The organism is Inhella sp. (assembly GCF_027532025.1).
Taxonomy (GTDB): Bacteria; Pseudomonadota; Gammaproteobacteria; order Burkholderiales; family Burkholderiaceae_C; genus Inhella.
Genome location: NZ_JAPZSY010000124.1, coordinates 1 through 22,161 on the forward strand (window position 1 = coordinate 1; position 22,161 = coordinate 22,161).

Here is a 22,161-nt window from a genome sequence, read left to right on the forward strand (position 1 = left end):
AGCAAGGCCTGCTGCAGCACCGACATCAAGCGCTCCACATCGGTGCCATAGGCCACCTGCACCGTGGTCGAGACAGAAACCTTCGGGTCGGCCAGGGAGTAGTTTTCCACCCGCTGGGTGATGAGCACCTCGTTGGGCACCACCGACTCGCGGCCGTTGAGCGCCCGGATGACGGTGTAGCGGGTCTTGATGTCAGCGACCCGACCCTCGAAGCCGTCCACCTTGACCATGTCGCCGATGCGCAGCGAGCGCTCGGCCAGGATCACGAAACCGCTCACGTAATTGGCGGCCAGCTTCTGCAGGCCAAAGCCGATGCCCACGCCCAGCGCGCCCCCCAGCACCGACAAGGCCGTCAGGTCGATGCCCGCGATGGTCAGGGCCACCATCAAGCCCGCGAACAGCAGCAGCGCCTTGAGCAGATTGGCGGCAATCTTGCGGGAAGAAAGGTTGTCCGTTGCGCCGCGCAGCAGGCGCGACTCGATGGCGGCCGACAGCCACAGGGCCACCACCATCACCACCACCACCCAAAAACCCGCCTCCAGCAAGTTGGCCAAGCTCACCGGCTTGCCACCCATCTTCCACTTCAGGGCCTCCAACTCGGCCCACACCACGGGCCACAGCCCGGTGATCCACAACACCGAGCCGCCCCAGGCCAGCCAGGACACCGAGCGCTCCACCGCATGCGCCCACCCGGCCTGCGGCCACGCGGCACGCAGCACCCGGGCCACGAGTCGGATCGCGAGCAAGGACAGCAGCAAGGGCATGGCCAAGCGCACCACGCCAGGCTGCAGCCCCAGCCAGGGCAGGCTCCATTTCAGGGCGGCCGTCGCCAGCCACGCGGCGGTGGGGAACAGCACGCCGTCGATGCCATGCTCGCCCAGCAGCACCGAGGCGGCTCGGTCGCTGCCCGCCTCACGGCGCCGCGACCACCACCAACACAGCAGGGCGACGCTGGCCACAACAGCCAGCAGGATCGCCCCTTCCGTCAGGATGCCGGGCTGCTCCAGCACCCCCTCCCATTGGGCCCAAGTCGATTTCATGGCCCCATTGTCACCAGGGCCAGTCACCCCTTGGGGTCAGCGGGCCTGCTTGCGCAGGGTCACGGCATCTCGCTCGGCGATGCTGCGGTCCTTCGGCGTCAAGCGGAACAGGCTCATGGAGTCGGCCACCGAGGCCACGCGGTCGGTGAGCGTCATGGCCGTCGAGGCCAGTTCTTCCACCATGGCCGCGTTTTGCTGGGTGAGCGTGTCGATGTGGCCAATCGCCTCGTTGACCTGGGCGATGCCCGTTTGCTGCTCGTCCGTGCCATGGCTGATCTCTGCCAGCACTTGAGACACCCGCTGCACCGACGACACCGCCGATTCCATGCGCCCTTGCGCGGTCTGGGTGTGCATGTTGCCGGCTTGAACGCGCTCCGAGGCGTCCGTGATCAGCTTGCGAACTTCCTTGGCGGCCTCGGTGGTGCGCTGCGCCAAAGCACGCACCTCGGATGCCACGACGGCAAAGCCGCGACCGCTTTCGCCGGCACGGGCGGCTTCCACGGCCGCGTTCAAGGCCAGGATGTTGGTTTGGAAGGCGACGCCTTCGATGACGTGAATGAACTCCGCGATGCGGTTCGAGGCCGCCTCGATTTGCGTCATGGCCAGCGCCGCGTCGCGCACGCTGGCGCGGGTCTGGTCGGCCAGCCCGGCCGCCTCCGTGGCCATGGAAGCCCCCTGGCGCGCCGCACCCGCGCTTTGCTGCACGGTGCCGTTGATCTCGTCCATGGTGGCCGCCGTTTGCTCCAGGCTGCTGGCCTGGGACTCGGTGCGGGAGGACAAGTCCTGGTTGCCGGCCGCGATCTCGCTGACGTGGATGCGCAGTTCTTCGACCTCGTTGCGGCAATCCAGCACCACGGTGCGCAGGTTCACGGCCACCTGGTTCAAGGCCCGCTCCAGGTTCATCCAGGCGCCGTCGGACACTTCCAGCGGGTCCACGCACAAGTCGCCCGCCGCCACCTGCAAGGCCTGGCTGGTCACGCGTTGCAGTTGTTGGTCCACCGACAGGTTTTTGGCCCAGGCCGTGGCCACCAGCGTGACCAGCGCCACCGGGACGAAGAAGAGCAAGCCCCACTGCGCCGCCACACCCGTGAGGGCCGCACCGATGCCAGCCGTCAAGCCCACGGCGCCGATGCGGTGCCCCCAGCGCCGTGCGGCCCCGAACAGGCGGCTGGCCCAGTGGTTTTTCGTGACCATGCCCGACGCCAAAACCGTCTGCACGCGGCCGGCCCGGTGCTCCTCGCGCATGCGGGCGTACAAGGACTCGGCCCCCTGAACCTGCTCACGCTTGGGCGAGGTGCGCACCGACACGAAGCCCACCGTGCGGTTGCCCGCGCGCAGCGGGGTGACGTTGGCTTCCACCCAGTAGTGGTCGCCGTCTTTGCGCCGGTTCTTGACCATGCCGGTCCACGGCAAGCCCTTTTCGATGGTGTCCCACATGTCGCGGAACGCCTCTTCGGGCATGTCGGGGTGGCGAACCATGTTGTGGGCCTGACCCAGCAACTCGTCGCGGGTGTAGCCGCTGACGCTCACGAAGGCGTCGTTGCAATAGGTGATCCGACCCTTGGGGTCGGTCACCGACACCAAGGTCACGTGCGCTGGGAACGTGTACTCCCGCTGGGTCACGGGGCCGGTTTGACGCATGGTTCTAGCTCCTGATCAACAACGCCATGGGGTTCATCCGTCGCCTTCCCCTATCACCCCCAGCGAAATCGCGGGCGGGCGCAGGGTTTCGGAGGGCGGCATCCTGAAGGGGTGGAAGCATCTCAGTACACCCTGAGTGGCCCACTAGGTGTTTGCGCGGCATCAAAGCCGCCGAGATCGGGCTTGACAAGAAGCGCCGAGGTGGTGCGCGCGCCACGGTCGAGCGCGGCTCAAGCGCCCATGAGCCCCCGCAGGTGCGCGCCAACGCTGCGAGCCAGGGCCCCAAGGTGGTACCCCCCCTCCAGGCAACTGACGATGCGCCCCTGGGCGTGTTGATCGGCCACATCCACCAACTGCTCGGTGATCCAGCCGTAATCCACCTCGCTCAGGCGCAGCAAGCCCAGCGGATCGAGTTGGTGGGCGTCAAAGCCCGCGCTGATGAACAGCATCTGCGGCCGGAAGCGGCGCAGCGCCGGGAGCCACTGCGCTCGGATGAGTTCCCGAATCTCCTGGCCGCCGGTGTGGGCCGGCAGCGGCAGGTTGAGCATGTTGGGCCCGAGCGGCGGCACGCCGGTGAACGGGTACAGGGGGTGCTCAAACAATCCCACCATCAGTGTGCGGGCGTCACCGGCCAGGATGTCTTCGGTGCCATTGCCGTGGTGCACGTCAAAGTCCACCACCGCCACACGCCGCAGGCCGCCGCGCACCAGGGCATGGCGTGCCGCCAAGGCCACGTTGTTGAAGAAGCAAAACCCCATGGCCTTGCGACGCGTGGCGTGGTGGCCTGGCGGCCGCACGGCGCAGAAGGCGTTGCGAAAGCGCCCCTCCAACACCTGCTCGGTGGCTTGCAGAGCGGCACCCGCCGCGTGCAAGGCGGCATTCAGGGTGTGGGGGTTGGCGGCGGTGTCCGGGTCGAGTTGCACGGTGCCGGTCAAGCGCGACAAGCGCTCACGCACGTCCGTCAGGTAGGCGGGATCGTGCGCGAGGCGCAATTCCTCCCAGGTGGCGGAGCGCGCCTGCACCACCGTGAGTGCCGCCATCAAGCCCGTCGCGCGCAGCGCTTCGTCAATGGCATCCAGCCGCTCCGGGCATTCCGGGTGACCGGCGCCCATGGCGTGCTGCCAAAAGCTGGGGTGGGTGTAGAGAGCGGTGGACAAAGCGATAGGCAGGCTGAACCCAAGGGTAGCGCAAGCGGCTCTGCACCTGTGAGGGCCCCGGGTGTACTTGGATCATGTGCCGAACTGCGCAGCTGACACCGAGCCCACCGCAACAAGGCGGTCAAGCCGGATGGTTCCACCGCCCTGCAGAACCAGGTATTCGGCGCCGCCTTGGCAGACCACATCGGCAATGACCGCGACATGGCAACGCGTTCCGCCGCCGGTCGTTTGAACCTCGATGCGCACCGCCTGACGCCGCGTGGCCCAAGACTCCAACACGTCGTGAAACTCGCAGTTCACCGGCCGGTAGTCATCGGACGCCGCCCGCACCGCGTCCAAGGGCGGTGCACCGCCGCGCTCCGGCTGAAGCAGCGGTGCATGCTCTGCGGCCTTTGGGGCGGCGGGCTCATGGGTGGCGCCGTCGCGCCGGTCTTGTTGCAAACGCATCTCGATCTTTCTCACGTCGACGGCATGCCCGGCACGCCCAGCCTCGCGCGGGCAGTCGTGCATCGCCGCCTGGAACGGCACATCCGGGTCGCGACGACCCCATCCATAAATGCGCGACGTCGCTCAGCGGCAGTTTTCCATCTCAAGGATGGCGAAACCCTGGGCGGCGATGGCGTCCTCCACGTCCGGCGAGGCCGACGCCATGTGGCAGTAGTTGCACTTCTCGGCCTTCAGTTCGTTGGGGGGCAGGCCCTTGGCCTGCAGGTAGCGCCGCCCGTACAGGAGCACGGTTTCGCGGTCTGCCGCATCGGAGGGCACCAAGATGTCAAAGTGCATGAGACGCCCGTCAGGGCGTTGAACGTAGGTGTCGTAAACCGAGATTTGCACCGCTTTCTCCTGAGTCGGTGGTGGGGTGGATGGCCGTGGCTTGCGCACCCTCGGGGCTGCCGGAGCGTTGCCATGCCAGAGCACCCGCCCCGCGCGACGCCGCCAGCCCCGGGGGATGCGCCTCACGCCGGGGCCTTCAAGGCCGTCTTCGGGAAATCCACGGGGATGTTGAAGGCCACATTCACGTAGTTCGTGAACAGGTTCAACGCGACATGGGCCATGATTTCGACCACCTGCTCATCGCCAAACCCTGCGGCCCGCAAGTCGGCCACATCGGCCTCGTTGACCTGCGCTCGCTCGCTCACCACCTTGAGTGCGAAGCGCAGCGCGGCCGCAGTGCGCGGGTCGCCCGACAGCCCCGTTTGCGCCGCGGCCATTTCTTCTGCTGTGGCGCCAGCGGCTTTGCCCAGCACGGTGTGTGCAGCCAGGCAGTACTCGCAGCGGTTGCGGTTGGCAACGGCCACCGCGATCTGCTCGCCCAGTTTGGCGCCCAGGGTTCCGGCGCCCAAGGCGCCGAACGCGCCCCACATGCTCTTGAGCGCGGCCGGCGAATTGGCGACGGCCTTGAACATGTTGGGCGTCGAGCCGAAGGCCTTTTGGATCTGGTTCAAGGGTTCCTGGCTGGCGGCGGGCGCGAGGGCGGTGTTGAGATTGACGTAGGACATGCTGCTTCCTTTGGCTGAGGGGGTGGATGGGTTGGGGGAGCGGATCACTGGTTGACTTTTCCAGGGAGCGACAGATCGCCGGGGGCGACCTTGAACACGTCGACCACGCACAGCAAGGGGCTGTGCACGCTGGCGTTGACCTTCAAGGCGGCGGTGACCCCGTCAAAGTTGGCGGCGTTGACCACGCCGATGTCGTCAAAGGGCACGCGCACCTCCAAGGTGCCCCCCTTGAACTGAGGCACCCAACCTGGGCTGTCGATCAAGATCGGCAAGCCGGGCCACGTCTTGGGCAGCTTGGGCTTGTTTCCGGGAGGAATGTCCACGACCTTGAGGGCCCCCTTGCCGCAGGCCTCGTCCGGGCTCAACACCACCCAGTGCGAGTGCCAGGCCCCCAAGGGCGCCGGGAACAGCGGGGTGTCATCGAAATCTGGATGCGAGGTCACGGCAAAGGCCAGGATGCCGCTCTTGGCCTCGAAACCCACCGCAGAGGGGTCGATCGTGGTCGGCCACACGTACGAGAACACCGCGCTGCCGGCCAATTTGCCGGTCTTCGCGGGCTTCAGGGCACCCGCCTTGCCGGCCACATGCATGTGAAAGACGGCGACGTTGCCTTCGGTGCTGATCTTGGAATGCACGATGTCATACGGCGCCTTGACGGCAGAGGACGGCTGGGTCTGGATGCCGCCGGTGTGGGCGCCGTCGTGGGCATGGGCCAGGCCGGCCATGAGGGCGCAGGCCACGGCGAGGGAGACGGATACAGCTGGGTTGCTCATGCGAATGGACTCCGGATCAGGGTTGGAAGACGGTGCGGGTTGGCACAGGGAAAGTTTGTTCGCTCCATCGGTATGATTGGCCATCAAACGTCCACAAAACAAATCATTTCGTCCAGACCACCCTTTCATGGCCGACACTGAACCCCGCATGGACAGACTCTCTGCCCTGCTCCAGTGCTTTCCCGTTCGGGCCCATTTGTTCCACGCGGGCCCGCTGTGCGGCGTCACCCATTTCGACGCAGTGCCCGGCCGCAGCTTCTTGCATGTCTTGCGCCGCGGCGAGATGGTGGTGACCCACCATCGCCGGGACCGGCTGCCGCGGAAAGTGGCCGTGAAGGAACCCACGTTGCTGTTCTACCCAAGGCCGCTGGCGCATGACTTCCACAACGCGCCGGTCGATGGGGCGGACTTCACCTGCGCGACGCTTGACTTTCAGGGCGGCGACCGCCACCCCCTGGTGCGGGCCCTGCCCGAGATGTTGGTCTTGCCCCTGCACCGCGTGCAAGGGCTGGAGACCGCGCTTCAATTGCTGTTCAGCGAAACCGAGCAGGTGCGCTGTGGGCAGCGCATCCTGGCGGACAAGCTGTTCGAAGTCGTCTTGTTGCAGATGCTGCGCTGGCTGCTGGATCACCCGCAGGCCAGTGGCATCAACATGGGGCTGATCTCGGGCCTGGCCGACCCGGCTCTGGCGCGCGCGCTCACGGCCCTGCACGAGCGGCCCGGCGAGGCCTGGAGCCTGGAGGCCATGGCGCAAGAGGCCGGGATGTCCCGCAGCGCCTTCGCGGCGCGATTCAAAAGCACCGTGGGGCAAACGCCTGCCGACTACCTGCTGGACTGGCGCGTGGGCATCGCCCAGTCGCGGCTGTTGCAGGGCGATTCGGTCAAGTTCCTGGCCGACATGCTCGGCTACGCCAACGCTTCGGCGCTCTCGCGCGCCTTCACCCAAAAGCTGGGGCTTTCGCCCAGAGATTGGTTGAAGAGTCAACCGCGGTGAGGCCGGCCTCGGCACCACGGAAGCGCGGCAACAGTCGGCACGGCCTCGTGCTACCGTTCGCAGGGCGCAAGTGGCGCTTTTGGCCCAGCCAAGCGCTGCGACCGGCGCGCCTGACCGATCTTGCCCGGAGTTCCCGATGCCCCCCACTGAGCCACGGGCCATGCCCGACACGAACCTGATCCACCGACCCGTGCGCGCGCCCCTCGGGCTGCTGAGGGCGCTGATGCTGGCCGGCGCGGCGTCGCTGGCCGGCTGCGCGCAGGCCAGCCCCGCACCGGCACCGACTTCACTGCTGCAAAACGGCGGGTTCGAGCAAGCAGCCACCCACGACCCGGCGCTACCAGCGTGGTGGAAAGAAGATGCCACCAGCGTCAGCTACCGCCTGGATAACGCAGTGGCCCATGGCGGGCGGCGCTCGCTTCGCATCGAGTTCGCCGAGGCGGCCACGAAATCGGGCTACTCGGGGGTCATCGCCTCGATCGACGTCAGCGCACTGCGCGGCAAGCGCCTGGTTTTCGAAGGCTTCCTCAAGCGCTCGTCCGAGGCCAGCAAAGTCGGGCTGTGGCTGAAGCTGGCGGGTGAGCAAGGCCTCTACCTCAACACCTACGAGACCCAACCCCTCCTGAAGCAAGGATGGGCCCGCCACGTTCTGACCGTAGAGATTCCTGCCGATGCCACCACCCTGAAGCTCGGTGCCGCCATCCACGAGGCCCCGGGGGTGATGTGGGTCGACGATCTGTCCTTCACCGTGAGCAAGCTGGCGCGCTGACCCACCAGGAGTCGGCGCGGCGCACGCAAGCCGGGCATCGCCCGGACTGGGCGCCGGCCTCAGCGCGTGGTCGCAGCGCAGCGATCGGCAACGCGCCGGTAGCGTTTGAGGGTGACGACGCTGGGCGCCTCCCCGGCGCCCGACGCCCCCTCCAGTGCGACCAAGGCCGCCCGCGCATCGGCCGCGCGCTCGGGGTCACCCGAAGCGGCCTCAAGAAGGAGACCACGCCCGCGCTGTCAAAGCCCTTCATTTCGCACTGGTAGAGCAGCTTGAAACCGCCCGCCTTGAGCGCCTTTTCGTGGCTCCGAAACACCTCAAGCGCCGATCGCTCTTGGGGTGCGACGTAGAAGTGCGCACTCAGCGGCCCACTGGCTTGAACCGCTTGCTTCAAACGCCAGCCTCTCGAGGTGGACTCCAGCGGCCCTGTGGGAATCTCCAATTCCTGGAACAGCGGCCCAGCGCTGGCCTGCAGCACGCTGCCGCTGTAGCGCGAGATCAGGGGGTGATCGCTCACGCCCGGCATTTCGCTGATGGGCATGCGTTGAGCTTGCGCCGGCATGGCCATCACGAGGGCGATCAGCCCCGCGAGCCGGGCGGGCCCGAGCAAGCCGCGGGCAGGGGTGGATGAGGGCATGGCATTCAAGGGCTTGGGTGCTGGGGAGCCGGTGCGTCCGGCAGGGGCTCAGAGGCTCAGAGGCGCCACCGGTCGCGATCACCAACGGAAGGGCCGATCCGGCGCCGGAACCGCCGGCAATACAGGGCCGCCTCGGGGCGCACCCGCCCCCCTCGGCTGGATGAAAAGGTGTCGCCGTGTACCGGTGGCCTGGCTTCGCCCCCTGCCTCTGGCCTGCGGCATGGGTCAGGAATTGCCCTGAGGTGCGGCACCGAGCCCTCGCTTGCGCTAGCCTCGCGACCATGACACACGACCCCACACAAGCGCCAGGCGGCGCGCCGCTTCAAACCCTGCTGGCGCAGGCCATGGCCCAGATTGGCCGTGTGATCAAAGGCAAGCCGGGCCAGGTGGCCGACTGCTTGGCTTGCATGATCGCCGGTGGGCATCTGCTGATCGAGGACTTGCCGGGTGTGGGCAAGACCACCCTGGCGCAGGCCTTGTCCATCACCCTGGGCCTGCGCTTCGCTCGCACCCAATTCACGGCCGACTTGCTGCCCAGCGACTTGACGGGCGTGAACGTGTACGACCGCCAAGCCGGGCAGTTCGTGTTCAAGCCAGGGCCCGTGTTTGCGCAGGTGCTGTTGGCCGACGAGATCAACCGGGCCGGCCCCAAGACGCAGTCGGCGCTGCTGGAGGCCATGGAGGAGCGCCAGGTCACGGTCGAGGGGGTGAGCCACGCCCTGCCCCAGCCATTTTTCGTGATCGCCACCCAAAACCCCACCGAGCAGTTGGGCACATACCCGCTGCCTGAGTCGCAACTCGATCGCTTCTTGATGACCTTGCGCCTGGGCTACCCGGACCGCAGCGCCGAGCGCGAGCTGCTGCTGGGCGGCGACAGCCGCGAGCAGCTCGCCACCTTGCCCGCGGTGATGACGCCCGACCAACTGCTGCAGGCGCAGGCGGCCGCCCGCCAAGTGCCGGCCAGCCCGGCGCTGTTGGACTACCTGCAAACCCTGCTGGAGGCCACGCGGGGCGGCCATTGGTTCGTCGAAGGCCTGAGCCCGCGCGCCGGCCTGGCTTGGCTGCGCGCGGCGCGGGCCAAGGCCTTGCTGGCGGGGCGCGCCCATGTTTCGCCCGACGACGTGCAGGCGGTGGCCGTGCCCGTGCTGGCGCACCGACTGCGCGCGCGGGCAGGCAGCGGCCGCGGCAGCGCCGAACAGGTGCGCGCCATGATCGACGCCGTTCCCCTGCCCTGAGCACGGCACCATGCTGAGCGCGGCACGCCAACGCTGGCGGGCTTGGTGGAACAAGCGCCACCCTGCCCGGGACGAACAGCAGCTCACCCAGCGGAACCTCTACATCGTGCCCACCCGGGTGGGGCTGGCGTTTTTGCTCACGCAAGCGTTGCTCCTGGTGGCCTCCATCAACGACCAGCTCAGCCTGGGCTATGCGCTGACCTTCTTGCTGTGCGGGGCCGGGTTCGCGTCCATGCACACCACGCACGGCAACCTGCGCGGGCTCACCTTGAGCCTGCTGCCGCCGCCGTCGGGCCATGCCGACGCCGACCAAGCCTTCACCGTGCGCCTGCACAACCCTGGACGCGCCCGTCATGGCATTGGGTTGCGGCTGGCCGATGCCGACGCCCAGCACTTGGCGTGGGTGGACGTGCCCGAGCAGGGCTCGGCGGAAGTCACCCTGCACTGGCGGGCGCCGGGGCGGGGCCACCACGAACTGCCGGTGCTGCGCGTGGAAACGCGCTTCCCTTTGGGTGTGTTTGTGGCCTGGAGCTATTGGCGGCCCGCCAGCCGGCAATGGGTGTACCCGGCGGTGGAGACGCCCTGCCCACCGCTGCCCTCCGGACGCCACGACAGCGACGAGCCCCCACCCTCCGCCTCTCCTGCGCCGCCGGGCGCTGGTGACGAATGGCAAGGCGTGCGGCCTTGGCGCGAAGGCGACGGCCTGCGCCACGTGCTGTGGGCCAAGGCAGCCCAAGACCCCCGCCCGGATGGCCCTTTGTGGGTGCGCGACTGGAGCGCGCCCCCTCAGGGTCGGGGCGCATGGCTGGACGCCAGCGACACCCGAGGCCTGCCCGATGAGCTGCGCTGGCAACGCCTGACGGCTTGGGTGCTGGCGGCCGACCGCCTGGGCGCCGATTGGGGCCTGCGACTGCCCGGCCGCACCTTGGCCTTGGGCCAGGGCCCACAGCAGCGCCGGCAAGCCCTGGAGTGGCTGGCCTTGGCCGGAGGGCCGGCGGCATGAATTGGACCCGCGAGCAACGCGACACCGGCTTCCTCTTGGCCGTGGTGACGACTGCCGTCGGGCCGCACCTGTGGCGCATCCCGCTCTGGGCCTCTGCGCTCACGCTGGTGTTGTTGGCTTGGCGGGGTTGGCTGGCTTGGCGCGAACGGCCGCTGCCCTCGCGCTGGTGGCTGTTGGGCATCGCCGTCGCCGCCGCGGCGTGCGCCAAGCTCACGCACGGTGTGCTGGTGGGTCGCGTCAGCGGGCTCACGCTGGTGTGCATCCTGCTCGCGCTCAAGCTGCTGGAAATGCACGCCCGACGCGACGCCTTCGTCGTGTTCTTTCTTGGCTTCTTCCTGGTGCTCACGCAGTTTCTGCACAGCCAGTCGCTCTGGGTGGCCGGATGGACGCTGTTCAGCGTGTGGGGCCTGCTCACCGCGCTGGTGCTGGCCCAAATGCCGCTGGGCCAGCCCAGCTTGCGCGTGGCGGCCCGCGAAGCGGCCCGCACCACGGCCTTGGGCCTGCCGCTGATGGTGGCGCTGTTCCTGCTGTTTCCGCGCATCGGGCCACTGTGGGGCGTGCCGGGGCAGTCGGGCAGCACAGGCCTGTCGGAAACCATGAGCTTTGGGGACGTGTCCACCCTGGCCCTGGACGAGCGCGTGGCTTTGCGGGTGCGCGCCCTGGACGGCGCGCTGCCGCCGCCCAGCCAGTTCTACCTTCGCGGCCCCGTGCTCACCGATTTCGACGGTCAAGAGTGGCGCCCAAGCGCCGTGCCCCTCATCCCCCAGGACGCTTTGCTGCTGGAGGGCGGCGTGTTGCGCTACGAGCTGTTGCTGGAGCCCCTGCGCATGACGGTGCTGCCCGTGCTGGAGCACAGCCCCGGACAGCCGGGTGAGACCTGGGCCTTGGACGGCGTGACCCTGCGCCGCACCGCCGACTTGGTCTGGATGGCGCCGCGCCCCTTGGGCGAGACGCTGCGCGTGCCGGCGGTGGCGGTGCCGACCTCGGGCGTGCGCATGGGGCCGCTGACCGAGCACGTCAGCCTGCGTGCCGCCCGCGCGCTGCCCGCCAACCGCAACCCGCGGCTGCGCGCCTGGGCGCAAGACCTGCGGGCGCAAACGAGCGGTGACCTCGCTTTCGTGCAGGCGGTGCTCGGCCACATCCGCCAAGCGCCCTTCAGCTACACGCTCAACCCTGGGGTGTACGGGGAGTTCAGCCCGCACGGCATCGACGAGTTCTGGTTCGACCGCCGGCAGGGCTTTTGCGAGCATTACGCCAGCGCCTTCGTGGTGGCGCTTCGCTCGGCCGGCATCCCCGCGCGCGTCGTGACGGGCTACCAGGGGCGCGACGCCCTCTTGCAGGACGGCTGGGCCGTGGTTCGCAACAGCCACGCCCATGCTTGGGCCGAGTTCTGGCTGCCCGGGCAAGGCTGGCAGCGCGCCGACCCGACCGCCGCCGTGGCCCCCGAGCGCGTGGAGCGCGGCCTGGCGCTGGAAAGCCCCGTGGGGCTGTTCCGGGGCGCCGTCGACGCCGTGAACCCCACGCTGTGGGCTGCTGCGCGCCAACTGGCCGAACGCCTGGACCTGCGCTGGCAGCAGTGGGTGTTGGGCTACAAGCGGGATCAACAGTTCCAGCTGCTGGAGCGCCTGGGCTTTGAGAAGCCCGACTGGAACAGCCTGGGGCAGGTCGTGGCCATCACCCTCGGGTTGGGCATGGCCCTGGGCTTGGCTTGGCAGGCGGTGTTGGCTCGGCGGCGCGACACCTGGCCGCGACGGCTCGAACGGGTGCACGCGTGGCTCACCCGCCAAGGTTGGTCCGTGCCGCCCCACCAAGCGCCCTTGCGATGGGCCCAGCAGGTGCAGCATCAAGACGCACCGGCGCCGGTGGTGCAAGCCCTGCTGGCGCTGGAAGACTGGCGCTATGGCCCCCAGGCCGAGCCTCCAAGGGGCTGGCGGAGACGCTGGCGGGAAGCGCGACGTTGGCGCGCTTGGTGGCGGTCGCTGGTCGCCAAACCGTGAAGCTTCAAGGCCCGGGGGGCTCGTCGGCCGCCTGGTTCAGCGGGCTGTGCCGCGGCGTGGGCGGGTAGCTGTCGGCGGTGTGGGGCGGGCCTTTCATCACCCGCACGACGACGCAGCCCACGCCCACCGTCAGCGCCAACACGCTCATCAACACGGTCCAACCGGCGCTGGTGTACGTCCACAAGCCCAAGTGGGCCTCGCTGGCCGGCCAAAACCCGGCCGAGGCCGCCCAGTGCCGACACGCCACCGCGCCCCAGGGCAACAGGCTGGCCAGGGCCCAGGTGGGCCCCAGGCGTCGCCAGATCCAGCGCTCAAGACCGGGCGGCGCCGCGTCGCGGTTCATCCGGCCCCCGCTGGGGCGAGCAAGTCATCGCCCTGCACCGACACCAGGGCCGGGCGGCCGACGATCAAGGGATCCACCGCGCCCACGGTGGCAAGGTCGCGCTTGCCGTAAGGCAAGCGGTGCAGCAAGTAGCGCATGGCGTTGAGCCGAGCGCGCTTCTTGCAATCGCTCTTGACCACCGTCCATGGCGCGTCGGACGTGTCGCAGTGCAAGAACATCGCCTCTTTGGCGCGGGTGTAGTCGTCCCACTTGTCCAACGAGGCCACGTCGATCGGGCTGAGCTTCCACTGCTTGAGCGGATGCGCCTCGCGCTCCTTGAAGCGGCGGCGCTGCTCGGCCCGGCTGACCGAGAACCAGAACTTGATGAGGTGCACGCCGCTGCGCACCAAGTGGCGCTCGAACTCGGGGGCTTGGCGCATGAACTCGTCGTACTGGGCGTCGGTGCAAAAGCCCATCACGCGCTCGACGCCGGCACGGTTGTACCAACTGCGGTCGAACAGCACGATCTCGCCCGCCGTGGGCAGGTGCTGGATGTAGCGCTGGAAGTACCACTGCCCGCGCTCCACCTCGCTGGGCTTTTCGAGGGCCACGACACGCGCACCGCGGGGGTTGAGGTGCTCCATCAGGCGCTTGATGGTGCCGCCCTTGCCGGCGGCGTCGCGCCCCTCGAACAAGATGACCACGCGCTGGCCGGTTTCCTTGACCCAAGCCTGGAGTTTGAGCAGCTCCACCTGCAGACGGTACTTCTCGCGCTCGTAGCGCTTGCGGCTCAGCAGGTTCTTGTAGGGGTAACGGCCGTCGCGCCACTTGGGGTGCAGCTCGGCGTCGGGGTCAACGCCTGGCGCACCCGTGCTGGGCTCGGTTTCGCGCTCGAACAAGGCCTTGCGCAGGGCACGCACCTCGTCGGGCGAGGCTCCGGCCAGCAGGGCGCGAAGTTGCTCGAGCGCGTCGGCTCCAGCCAGAGTCCCTTGGCGGCCTTGGGCCAAGACGCGACGAACGGTTTCCGCCTGGCGGGTTTGGGAGCGCGTGGTGCCGCGCTCCACGCGATCGGCCTGCGGGCGCTGGATCGCGGTGTCGCCCGCCGCGGTGCTGCGAGGCCGGCGGGTGCGCTGGGTGGGCGTTGGCGCCGATGGGGCGGGGGTCGCCGAGGTGGCTGGGGTGTTGTCAGAGCGGGGTTCGTGGCGTCGCATGGGGGCCTCCATGCCCGATGATGGCGCGCTCGTCTCCGAATCCCTTTGCGCGGGGTCAAAACCTCGCACTGCCCCAGCCGTTCATGCGCTTCCGTCTCTTGGCTCTCGCTCTGGGCCTCTGCATCGCCTCGCCCACCATCGCCACCCCGGCACCCGAGCCGCACACCCAACGGGCCACATCCTCAAAGGCCCACCCCAAATCCAAAAAGCCCAAAACGGCCCAGCGCCGCGCGGGCGCGCTGCACACCCCGGCCCACACCCCCGGCTTTGGCGACCCCGCCCACGGCGGTTCCACCGGCCGTTATGCCGTGCGCGACGACAGCATGGCCTGGGCACGAGAGTTCGCGGCCGCCTCGGGCTGGACCGAAACCGAGGTGCTGGCGGTTCTGGCCCAAGCGCGCTACCAAAAGCGGGCGGCGCAGCTGATGATGCCGCCCCCGCAAGGGGTGCCGAAGGACTGGGGCGCCTACCGCGACCGCTTCGTCGAGCCCGACCGGCTGCAGGCTGGTTTGCGCTTTTGGGAGCAACACGCCGACACCTTGGCCCGGGCCGAAGCCCAAACGGGCGTGCCGGCCGAACTCATCATGGGCATTCTGGGCGTGGAGACCTACTACGGCCGGGTGATGGGCTCGTTCCGCGTGCTGGACGCCCTCAGCACCTTGGCCTTCGACTTTCCGGGCGGGCGCAGCGACCGCAGCCCCTACTTTCGCGAGCAACTGGGCGAGTTGCTGCGCCTGGCGCGCACCGAAGGCCGAGAGCCCAGCGAGTTCCAAGGCAGCTTCGCCGGCGCCATGGGCCTGGGGCAATTCATGCCCGGCAGTTGGCGCTCCTTCGCGGTGGATTTCGATGGCGACGGGCACATCGACCTCATGCGCAACCCGGCCGACGCGATTGGCTCGGTGGCCCACTTCTTGTTGCAGCACGGTTGGACGCCCGGCATGCCCACGCACCGGCTGGTGCCCGCGCCGACCGACGTCGAGGCCCGTGACCGGCTGCTGGCCCCCGACCTGGAGGGCCGCTGGAGCCTGGCCGACTTGAAGGCCGCCGGTCTGGACGTGGAGGGGCTGCCCGACCTGCCATGGGCGCTGCAAGCGCTGGACAACGGCGGGGCGGCCCCCACGCACGCGCTGGTCAGCCGCAACTTTTGGGTGGTCACGCGTTACAACCGCTCGTCCTACTACGCGCTGGCCGTCATCACCCTGGGCGAACGGCTGGCAGCACTGCGCCACGCGCGCTGAGCCGCCGCCCAGGCCGCCGTATGCTCCCGCCCCTTGCCGAGACTCCGTCAACCATGGTCAAGTCCCTGATCTCCACCGCCTTGGTGTTTGCCTTGGGCAGCGCCGTGCTCGCCACCCTGCCTGTTGGCGCCGTGCAAGCGCAAACCAAAACGGCCAGCACCAAGAAAGTCAACAAACCGGTCGCCAAAAAGGCCGCCAAAAAAGCGCCCCCCACCGCCAAGGGCACGGCCAAGGCCGCTGGCAGCGCCAACAGCCCCGGCGTGCTGGCCGGCGAAGCCGCCATGCAGCGCGCTCGGGCGGCCGACGAGGCCGCCGTCCAAGCCGCGGCCGCACGCAAGACCGCGGGCACCGCGGCCTGGTCCAGCGGCGACGTGATGAATGCCGCCACCGCCGCCGACTGGCGCGAGCCCGATCCCTCCAACATCGTCTTGATGGACGTCCGCACCCATGCGGCCAGCGCGCCCCAGCAGGTGGTGATGGAACTGGCCCCGCGTTTTGCGCCCGAGCACGCCGCCAACATCCGCGCCCTGGTGCGAGGCGGCTACTTCGACGGCCTGGCCGTGCTTCGCGTGCAGGACAACTTCGTCACCCAGTGGGGCGACCCCGGCGAACCCGTGGGCGCCGAAAACGCCCGCACCCGGCCCTTGCCCGACGCCGCCAAGGCCAAGCTGCCGGCGGAGTTCGACGCCCCGCTGGCCGGCCTGCCGCTCGATGCCCTGACCGAGACCGACGGCTGGGCCCCGCTCAACGGCTTCGTCGACGGCTTCCCCGTCGCCGCCGACCCCGCCAAGACGCCGCAGGGCCGCGCCTGGGTGGCTCACTGCTACGGCACCGTGGGTGCCGGCCGGGGCAACGAGATCGACAGCAGCACGGGCGCCTCGCTCTACGCCATCATCGGCCACAGCCCGCGCGCGCTGGACCTCAACATCACCGTGGTGGGCCGCATCCTCAAGGGCATCGAACACCTGGCCGCCCTGCCACGCGGCGGCGGCAACATGGGCTTCTACAAGCCGGAAGAGAACCGACCGCCCCTGCTCAGCGCCAAGCTCTTGGCCGACCTGCCCGAGGCCGAGCGCCCCCGCGTGCTGGTGATGCGCACCGACACCCCGACCTGGGCCCAGTTGCTGCACAGCCGGCGCTACCGCGGTGGCTGGTATGTGGCCAGCACCGGCCGAGTGGACCTGTGCAGCACGCAGGTTCCGGTGCGGGTAACCCCCCCTGCAGCCCCCGCACCATGAGCCTGGGGGCACGGCTCAGCGGCTGGGCGCTGCGCGCCCTGGGCGTGCTGCTGGTGGCCAGTGCCGTCAGCGTGGCGGCCTTCAAGGCCCCCGACCGCCCGCTCGAAAGCCTGGTGGCCCGATGGGCTCCCCCTCCCTCGCAGTTCATCGAGCTGCCGCTGCCCAGCGGCACGCAGCTCACCCACCTGCGCGACGAGGGCCCCCGCACCGACCCCTTGCCCATCCTGCTGCTGCACGGCACCTCGGACAGCCTGCACACCTGGGACGGCTGGGCCAAAGACCTGAGCAAAACGCGCCGGGTGCTGCGCGTGGACCTGCCCGGCTTCGGCCTCACCGGCCCGGCCCCCAGCGGGGACTACGGCACCCGCCAGTACGTCGCCTTCGTGCAGGCGCTGCTCGACCAACAGCAACTGCGGCGCGTCGTCATCGTCGGCAATTCTCTGGGCGGCGAGGTGGCCTGGATGACCGCCGCCGCCCACCCCGACCGCGTGGCCGGCCTCGTGCTGCTCGACCCCGCCGGCTTGCCCTTCGAACCCGACGCCTTGCCCCTGGGCTTTCAGCTCAGCGCCACCACCGTGGGCAGTTGGATGGGCCGCCACCTGCTGCCCCGCCCGTTGGTCCGGCACAGCGTGGAATCCGTGTTCGGGCGGCCGGAGCGCGTGCCCCAGGCCGAGGTGGACCGCTTCTTCGAGATGAGCGTGCGCGCCGGCAACCGCGAGGCCCTGCACCTGCGCATCCAAGCCCTGCTGGCCGAACGCGCGCAAGGCCTGGCCGTGCCCGAATGGCCCAAGGTCATGGCCCCTACCCTGCTGGTTTGGGGTGAAAGAGACCGCCTGATCCCCCCGTCCACCGCCCAGCAGTACCTTCAGCAGCGCGCGCCGCAAGCCCCGCCGGCCCAGCTCGTCGTGCTGCCGGGGTTGGGGCACGTGCCCCAGTTGGAGGACCCCGCCACCTCTTTGGCGGCCGTGCGCCCCTTCCTCGACGGGCTGCGGTGATCCTCAACGTCAGCACCTACCGCTTCGTGGCGCTGCCCGAGGCGGCCGATTGGGTGGCACCGCTGAAACACCGGGCCCAATCGCTCGGGCTCAGGGGCACGGTGCTGCTGGCCGAGGAAGGCATCAACCTCTTCCTGGCCGGAGCGGCTGACAGCGTGAACGCCTGGCTCGACGCGCTGCGCCAAGACCCCCGTTTCGCCGACTTGCCGGCCAAAGAGAGCTGGAGCGACACGCAGCCCTTCCAGCGCTTGAAGGTCAAGTTCAAACGCGAAATCATCCGCATGGACTGCCCCACCGTGCGTCCCGCGCTCGGGCGCGCTCCAGCCCTGCCCGCGGCCACCCTCAAGCGCTGGCTGGACCAGGGGCACGACGACGAAGGCCGCCCCGTGGCGATGCTGGACACCCGCAATGCCTTCGAGGTGGACGCGGGCGCGTTCGAGGGCGCTGTCGACTGGCGACTGAACAAGTTCACCGAGTTCCCGGCCGCCCTGCGACAGCAAGCGACCGACCTGGCTGGCCGCTCGGTGGTGAGCTACTGCACCGGCGGCATCCGCTGCGAGAAGGCAGCCCTGCTCATGCACGAGGCGCTGCCGCCCGGCACTCCGGTGTACCAACTGGAAGGCGGCATCCTGAAGTACTTCGAAGAGGTGGGCGGCGCCCATTACCGCGGCCACTGCTTCGTCTTCGACGAGCGCGGCACGCTCGACCCCCAACTGCAGCCCAACCCCGGAGCTTGACCATGCCGCAACGCCGCCTTGCCCTGGCCTTGAGCCTCACGCTGCTCGCCCCTTGGGCCCACGCGCAAACCGCTGGCAAGCTGCGCATCGGTGTCGAAGGCGCCTATCCGCCCTTCAGCGAGGTCGCGCCCAACGGGCAGCTCCGCGGCCTGGAAATCGACCTCGCCCGGCACTGGTGCGCGCAGATGAAGCGCGAGTGCGAGTTGGTGAAGATCGACTTCGACGGCCTGATCCCCGCCTTGCAGGCCCGCAAGATCGACGCCATCGTCGCGTCGCTGTCCATCACGCCGGCGCGCCAGAAGGCCATCGCCTTCAGCAAGCCCTACTACGCCACCCCGCAAACCTTCGTCGGGCGTGCGGGCGCCGGGAACGACATCGCCCCCGCAGCCCTGCAAGGCAAGCGGATCGGCGTTCAGTCGGCCACCATCAACGAGGCCTACGTCAACGCCCTGTACCGCCAAAGCCAGGTGGTGCGCTACGCCACGCAGGACCAGGTCTACCTCGACCTCAGCAACGGGCGCGTGGACTACACCCTGGTGGACTCCGTGGCGGCCGACACCTTTTTGGCCAGCGCCGCGGGCAAAGGGCTGGCGCGGGTCGGCCCACCGCTGCGCGACCCCCAGTACTTCGGGCGCGGCGTGGGCGTGGGTCTGCGCAAGACCGACGCCGCCACGCTGGGCGCCGCCTTCAATGCCGCCATCGACGCCAGCCGCACCGACGGCAGCTTCGATCGCTTCGCGCGACAGTACTTTCCCTATGACATCAGCCCACCCTGAGTCCTCGCTCAGCCCTTGGCTCGCGTTAAGGTTCGGCGCTTGACCCCTCAACCCCTCGGAGGTTTCCCATGATCCGTCGTTCCCTGGCCGCCCTCGCGGCTGTCGCCCTGGCCGTGGCGGTGCTGCCAGCTGCCGCCCAAAGCAAGAAGCTGCGCATCGGCGTCGAAGGCGCCTACCCCCCGTTCAGCGAAGTGGACGCCAAAGGCGAATTGAAGGGCTTCGAAATCGACCTCGCCCGCGCTTGGTGCGTCCAAATGAAGCGCGAATGCGAACTCGTCAAGACCGATTTCGACGGCCTCATCCCCGCGCTGCAGGCCCGCAAGATCGACGCCATCGTGGCCTCCATGTCGATCACCGACGAGCGCAAGAAGGCCATTGCCTTCAGCAAGGCCTACCTGGCCTCGCCGGCCATCTTCGTGGCCAAGTCGGGCACCAAGGGCGACGTCTCGCCCGCGGCCCTCAAGGGCAAGAAGATCGGCGTGCAATCGGCCACCACCTTCGAGACCTACATTGCCGCAGCCTACAAAGACTCCACCGTCGTGCGCTACCAAACGCAGGACCAGATCTACCTGGAGCTCAAGGCCGGCCGCGTGGACTACACCCTGGTGGACAAGTACGCCGTCGACAGCTTCTTGAAGAGCGACGCCGGCAAGGGCATGGCCTTCATCGGTCCGGACATCGACGACGAGAAGTACTTCGGCATCGGCATCGGCGTGGGCCTGCGCAAGGCCGACGAGAAGACCCTGGGCGCCGCCCTGAACGCCGCGATCGACGCCGTCAACGCCAGTGGCGAGTACAAGAAGCTCTCGAGCAAGTACTTCGCCTACGACGTCGCGCCGAAGAAGAAGTAAAGCCCCAAGGCCCCACGCCCCATGCTCCATGGCTTCCTGCCCAGCCTGCTGCAAGGCGCCCTGCTCACCCTGAGCTTGGCCCTGGCCTCGTTGGGCGTGGCCATGGCGCTGGGGCTCGTGGCCTGCTTCGCCAAGATGAGCCCCAACCGCGGGCTCCGCTGGCCGGCCCAGTGGTACACGACCCTCGTGCGCGGCATCCCCGACCTGGTGCTGGTGCTGCTGGTGTTCTATGGCGGGCAGGTGCTGGTCAACGACCTCGCGCTGGCCCTGGGCCACGAGGACTACATCGACGTCGACCCCTTCGTGGCCGGCGTGTTGACCATCGGCTTCATCTTCGGCGCCTACCTGGCCGAGGCCTTCCGGGGCGCCTACCTGGCGGTGCCCCCCGGGCAGCGCGAGGCCGCCCTGGCCTACGGCATGAGCCCCTGGCAGGCCGCCTGGCGCGTGCAACTGCCGCAAATGCTGCGCCATGCCTTGCCGGGCGTGAGCAACAACTGGCTGGTGCTGGTCAAGAGCACGGCCATCGTGTCGGTCATCGGCCTGGACGACCTGATGAAGCGCGGCGGTGACGCCGCCGGCGCCACCAAAGAGCCCTTCGTTTTCTTCCTGGCGGTGGGCCTGATTTACCTCGTGTTCACCAGCCTGAGCGAGCTGTTCTTTGCCTGGGCGCAAAAAAAGCTCGCCATCGGCGTGCGCCAGGGCGTGCTGTGACGGAGAACTGGCAAACCATCGCCAACAACCTGCCGCTGTACCTGAGCGGCGTGGGCGTCACGCTGCAATTGCTGGCCGTGTCCCTGGCCTTGGGGCTGCTCATCGCCATTCCGCTGGGCGTGCTGCGCGCCCTGCCCAACCCCTGGGTGTGGCGCCCCATCTGGGCCTACACCTACGTGTTCCGCGGCACCCCCATGCTGGTGCAGCTCTTCCTCATTTACTACGGGCTTGGCCAGTTCGAGTGGTTGCGCAACAGCTTCGCGTGGGCTTGGCTGCAAAACGCCTGGTTCTGCGCCTGCCTGGCCTTCGTGCTCAACACCGCGGCCTACACCACCGAGATCGTGGCCGGCGCCATCCGCGCCCTGCCCCACGGCGAGATCGAGGCGGCCAAGGCCTACGGCATGGACCGACTCACGATGATGCGCCGCATCGTGCTGCCCTCGGCCCTGCGCCGGGCGCTGCCCGCCTACGGCAACGAGGCCATCTTCATGCTGCACGGCACCTCGCTGGCCATGCTGGTCACGATCGTGGACATCACCGGCGCCGCCAAACGCGTGTACGCCGTGCACTACATCCCCTTCGAGGCCTACATCACGGCCGGTGTCCTCTACCTCGCGCTCACGCTCGCCCTGGTGGCCATGTTCCGCTGGGCCGAGAACCGCTTCCTGAAGCCGCTGATGCCGCGCTGAGCGCCGGCGACGTCGCCGACAAGCCGCAGCGCTTGCGCCAATGCGACATGCAGTTGCACCCCCCCCGCCAAACCGGAGGAGGCCCCGGTGCAACCCGGTGGGCATCTTTTGGACCCGCTGACACACTGCGCGCCTTCGCGCCATCCCCCGCCTGTACCCAGACGCCCAGGGCACTGACGCGAACCGATTGTTCGCACTTGGAAAGCACGCCCATGAACACGCCCCGCCGGTTCACCATGCCGGATGTCTTCGTCATCCTGTTCTTTCTGGCCTTGGTGTTGGCCGCCCTGTCCCATTTGGTCCCGGCCGGCGTCTTTGACACCACCTTGGTGAATGGAAAACCCCGCCTCATTCCGGAGAGCTTCCGAACCGTCGAAGGGTGGCAAGGAGTGGCACTGTTCGGCAGTGGGGACCAAATGGGCTTCCTCAACTTCGTGTTCGAGGGCCTGGTCAGCGGAAGCAAGCACGGAAGCGCTATCGGCGTTGTGGCGTTCATTCTGGTGATCGGCGGCGCGTTCGGCATGATCATGCACACGGGCGCCATCCACCGCGGACTCACAGTGCTGATCGAGCGCGGCGCCAAGCACTTGTACCTGCTGATGCCCCTGCTGTTCCTGCTGTTCTCTCTGGGCGGCGCGGTGTTCGGCATGG

22 protein-coding genes and 1 pseudogene are annotated in these 22,161 nt (G+C 68.7%); 14 read left to right on the forward strand and 9 right to left on the reverse strand.

Annotation, left to right across the window (positions count from 1 at the left end):
- The 7 genes from O9335_RS14865 to O9335_RS14895 form a co-directional block, all read right to left on the reverse strand.
- On the reverse strand, positions 1-1,040 hold a 1,040-nt coding region (locus O9335_RS14865; RefSeq protein ID WP_298389497.1), incomplete at its 3' end, for a mechanosensitive ion channel domain-containing protein.
- Between the two features lie 36 nt (positions 1,041-1,076).
- Positions 1,077-2,681, reverse strand: a complete 1,605-nt coding sequence (locus O9335_RS14870) for a PAS domain-containing methyl-accepting chemotaxis protein (RefSeq protein ID WP_298389498.1) — start codon at positions 2,679-2,681, stop codon at positions 1,077-1,079.
- 230 nt (positions 2,682-2,911) lie between these two features.
- Positions 2,912-3,838: a histone deacetylase family protein gene (locus O9335_RS14875; protein WP_298389499.1), complete on the reverse strand. Its 927-nt coding sequence runs from the start codon at positions 3,836-3,838 to the stop codon at positions 2,912-2,914.
- A gap of 72 nt (positions 3,839-3,910) precedes the next feature.
- A complete protein-coding gene (locus O9335_RS14880; protein ID WP_298389500.1) occupies positions 3,911-4,285 on the reverse strand; it encodes a hypothetical protein in 375 nt (124 codons plus the stop codon).
- A 123-nt stretch (positions 4,286-4,408) separates the two neighbouring features.
- Positions 4,409-4,672: a DUF2024 family protein gene (locus O9335_RS14885; protein WP_298389502.1), complete on the reverse strand. Its 264-nt coding sequence runs from the start codon at positions 4,670-4,672 to the stop codon at positions 4,409-4,411.
- A 122-nt stretch (positions 4,673-4,794) separates the two neighbouring features.
- Positions 4,795-5,337: a carboxymuconolactone decarboxylase family protein gene (locus O9335_RS14890; RefSeq protein WP_298389504.1), complete on the reverse strand. Its 543-nt coding sequence runs from the start codon at positions 5,335-5,337 to the stop codon at positions 4,795-4,797.
- A 44-nt stretch (positions 5,338-5,381) separates the two neighbouring features.
- Positions 5,382-6,110 (reverse strand): hypothetical protein, encoded by a 729-nt coding sequence (locus tag O9335_RS14895; protein WP_298389506.1) that lies wholly within the window; start codon positions 6,108-6,110, stop codon positions 5,382-5,384.
- Positions 6,111-6,258: 148 nt separating this feature from the next.
- Here O9335_RS14895 and O9335_RS14900 point away from each other — a divergent pair, with 148 nt between their 5' ends.
- The 5 genes from O9335_RS14900 (at position 6,259) to O9335_RS14920 (ending at position 12,742) form a co-directional block, all read left to right on the forward strand.
- A complete protein-coding gene (locus O9335_RS14900; protein ID WP_298389508.1) occupies positions 6,259-7,104 on the forward strand; it encodes an AraC family transcriptional regulator in 846 nt (281 codons plus the stop codon).
- Between the two features lie 160 nt (positions 7,105-7,264).
- Positions 7,265-7,873: a hypothetical protein gene (locus O9335_RS14905; protein ID WP_298389510.1), complete on the forward strand. Its 609-nt coding sequence runs from the start codon at positions 7,265-7,267 to the stop codon at positions 7,871-7,873.
- A 978-nt stretch (positions 7,874-8,851) separates the two neighbouring features.
- Entirely contained in the window at positions 8,852-9,742 is an 891-nt protein-coding gene (locus O9335_RS14910; protein ID WP_298389530.1) for an AAA family ATPase, read from the forward strand.
- A 10-nt stretch (positions 9,743-9,752) separates the two neighbouring features.
- A complete protein-coding gene (locus tag O9335_RS14915; protein ID WP_298389511.1) occupies positions 9,753-10,745 on the forward strand; it encodes a DUF58 domain-containing protein in 993 nt (330 codons plus the stop codon).
- Complete coding sequence (locus O9335_RS14920) at positions 10,742-12,742, forward strand: DUF3488 and transglutaminase-like domain-containing protein (protein ID WP_298389512.1); 2,001 nt, start codon at positions 10,742-10,744, stop codon at positions 12,740-12,742. The genes O9335_RS14915 and O9335_RS14920 overlap by 4 nt, the downstream gene beginning before the upstream one ends.
- A gap of 4 nt (positions 12,743-12,746) precedes the next feature.
- Here the strand turns inward: O9335_RS14920 and O9335_RS14925 are convergent, their stop codons facing one another.
- Positions 12,747-13,085, reverse strand: coding sequence for a hypothetical protein (locus O9335_RS14925; RefSeq protein WP_298389513.1), 339 nt, complete (start codon positions 13,083-13,085; stop codon positions 12,747-12,749).
- Complete coding sequence (gene ppk2, locus O9335_RS14930; RefSeq protein WP_298389514.1) at positions 13,082-14,275, reverse strand: polyphosphate kinase 2; 1,194 nt, start codon at positions 14,273-14,275, stop codon at positions 13,082-13,084. Before ppk2 ends, O9335_RS14925 begins: the two co-directional genes overlap by 4 nt.
- Positions 14,276-14,358: 83 nt before the next feature.
- Between ppk2 and mltB the strand changes: the two genes are divergently transcribed.
- The 9 genes and pseudogenes from mltB to O9335_RS14975 form a co-directional block, all read left to right on the forward strand.
- Positions 14,359-15,513 carry a lytic murein transglycosylase B gene (mltB, locus tag O9335_RS14935; protein ID WP_298389515.1) on the forward strand — a complete coding sequence of 385 codons (1,155 nt, stop codon included), beginning with the start codon at positions 14,359-14,361 and terminating at the stop codon, positions 15,511-15,513.
- A gap of 53 nt (positions 15,514-15,566) precedes the next feature.
- Positions 15,567-16,751 carry a peptidylprolyl isomerase gene (locus tag O9335_RS14940; protein WP_298389517.1) on the forward strand — a complete coding sequence of 395 codons (1,185 nt, stop codon included), beginning with the start codon at positions 15,567-15,569 and terminating at the stop codon, positions 16,749-16,751.
- Positions 16,748-17,746, forward strand: a complete 999-nt coding sequence (locus O9335_RS14945; protein ID WP_298389519.1) for an alpha/beta hydrolase — start codon at positions 16,748-16,750, stop codon at positions 17,744-17,746. Before O9335_RS14940 ends, O9335_RS14945 begins: the two co-directional genes overlap by 4 nt.
- Complete coding sequence (locus O9335_RS14950) at positions 17,743-18,483, forward strand: sulfurtransferase (protein WP_298389521.1); 741 nt, start codon at positions 17,743-17,745, stop codon at positions 18,481-18,483. Before O9335_RS14945 ends, O9335_RS14950 begins: the two co-directional genes overlap by 4 nt.
- Positions 18,484-18,485: 2 nt before the next feature.
- Positions 18,486-19,259: a transporter substrate-binding domain-containing protein gene (locus tag O9335_RS14955; protein WP_298389523.1), complete on the forward strand. Its 774-nt coding sequence runs from the start codon at positions 18,486-18,488 to the stop codon at positions 19,257-19,259.
- A gap of 68 nt (positions 19,260-19,327) precedes the next feature.
- Complete coding sequence (locus tag O9335_RS14960; protein ID WP_298389524.1) at positions 19,328-20,110, forward strand: lysine/arginine/ornithine ABC transporter substrate-binding protein; 783 nt, start codon at positions 19,328-19,330, stop codon at positions 20,108-20,110.
- Positions 20,111-20,131: 21 nt separating this feature from the next.
- A complete protein-coding gene (locus tag O9335_RS14965; RefSeq protein WP_298389526.1) occupies positions 20,132-20,821 on the forward strand; it encodes an ABC transporter permease in 690 nt (229 codons plus the stop codon).
- Complete coding sequence (locus O9335_RS14970; protein ID WP_298389528.1) at positions 20,818-21,510, forward strand: ABC transporter permease; 693 nt, start codon at positions 20,818-20,820, stop codon at positions 21,508-21,510. The genes O9335_RS14965 and O9335_RS14970 overlap by 4 nt, the downstream gene beginning before the upstream one ends.
- 212 nt (positions 21,511-21,722) lie before the next feature.
- Positions 21,723-22,161, forward strand: a pseudogene (locus O9335_RS14975) (hypothetical protein); the annotation flags it as partial.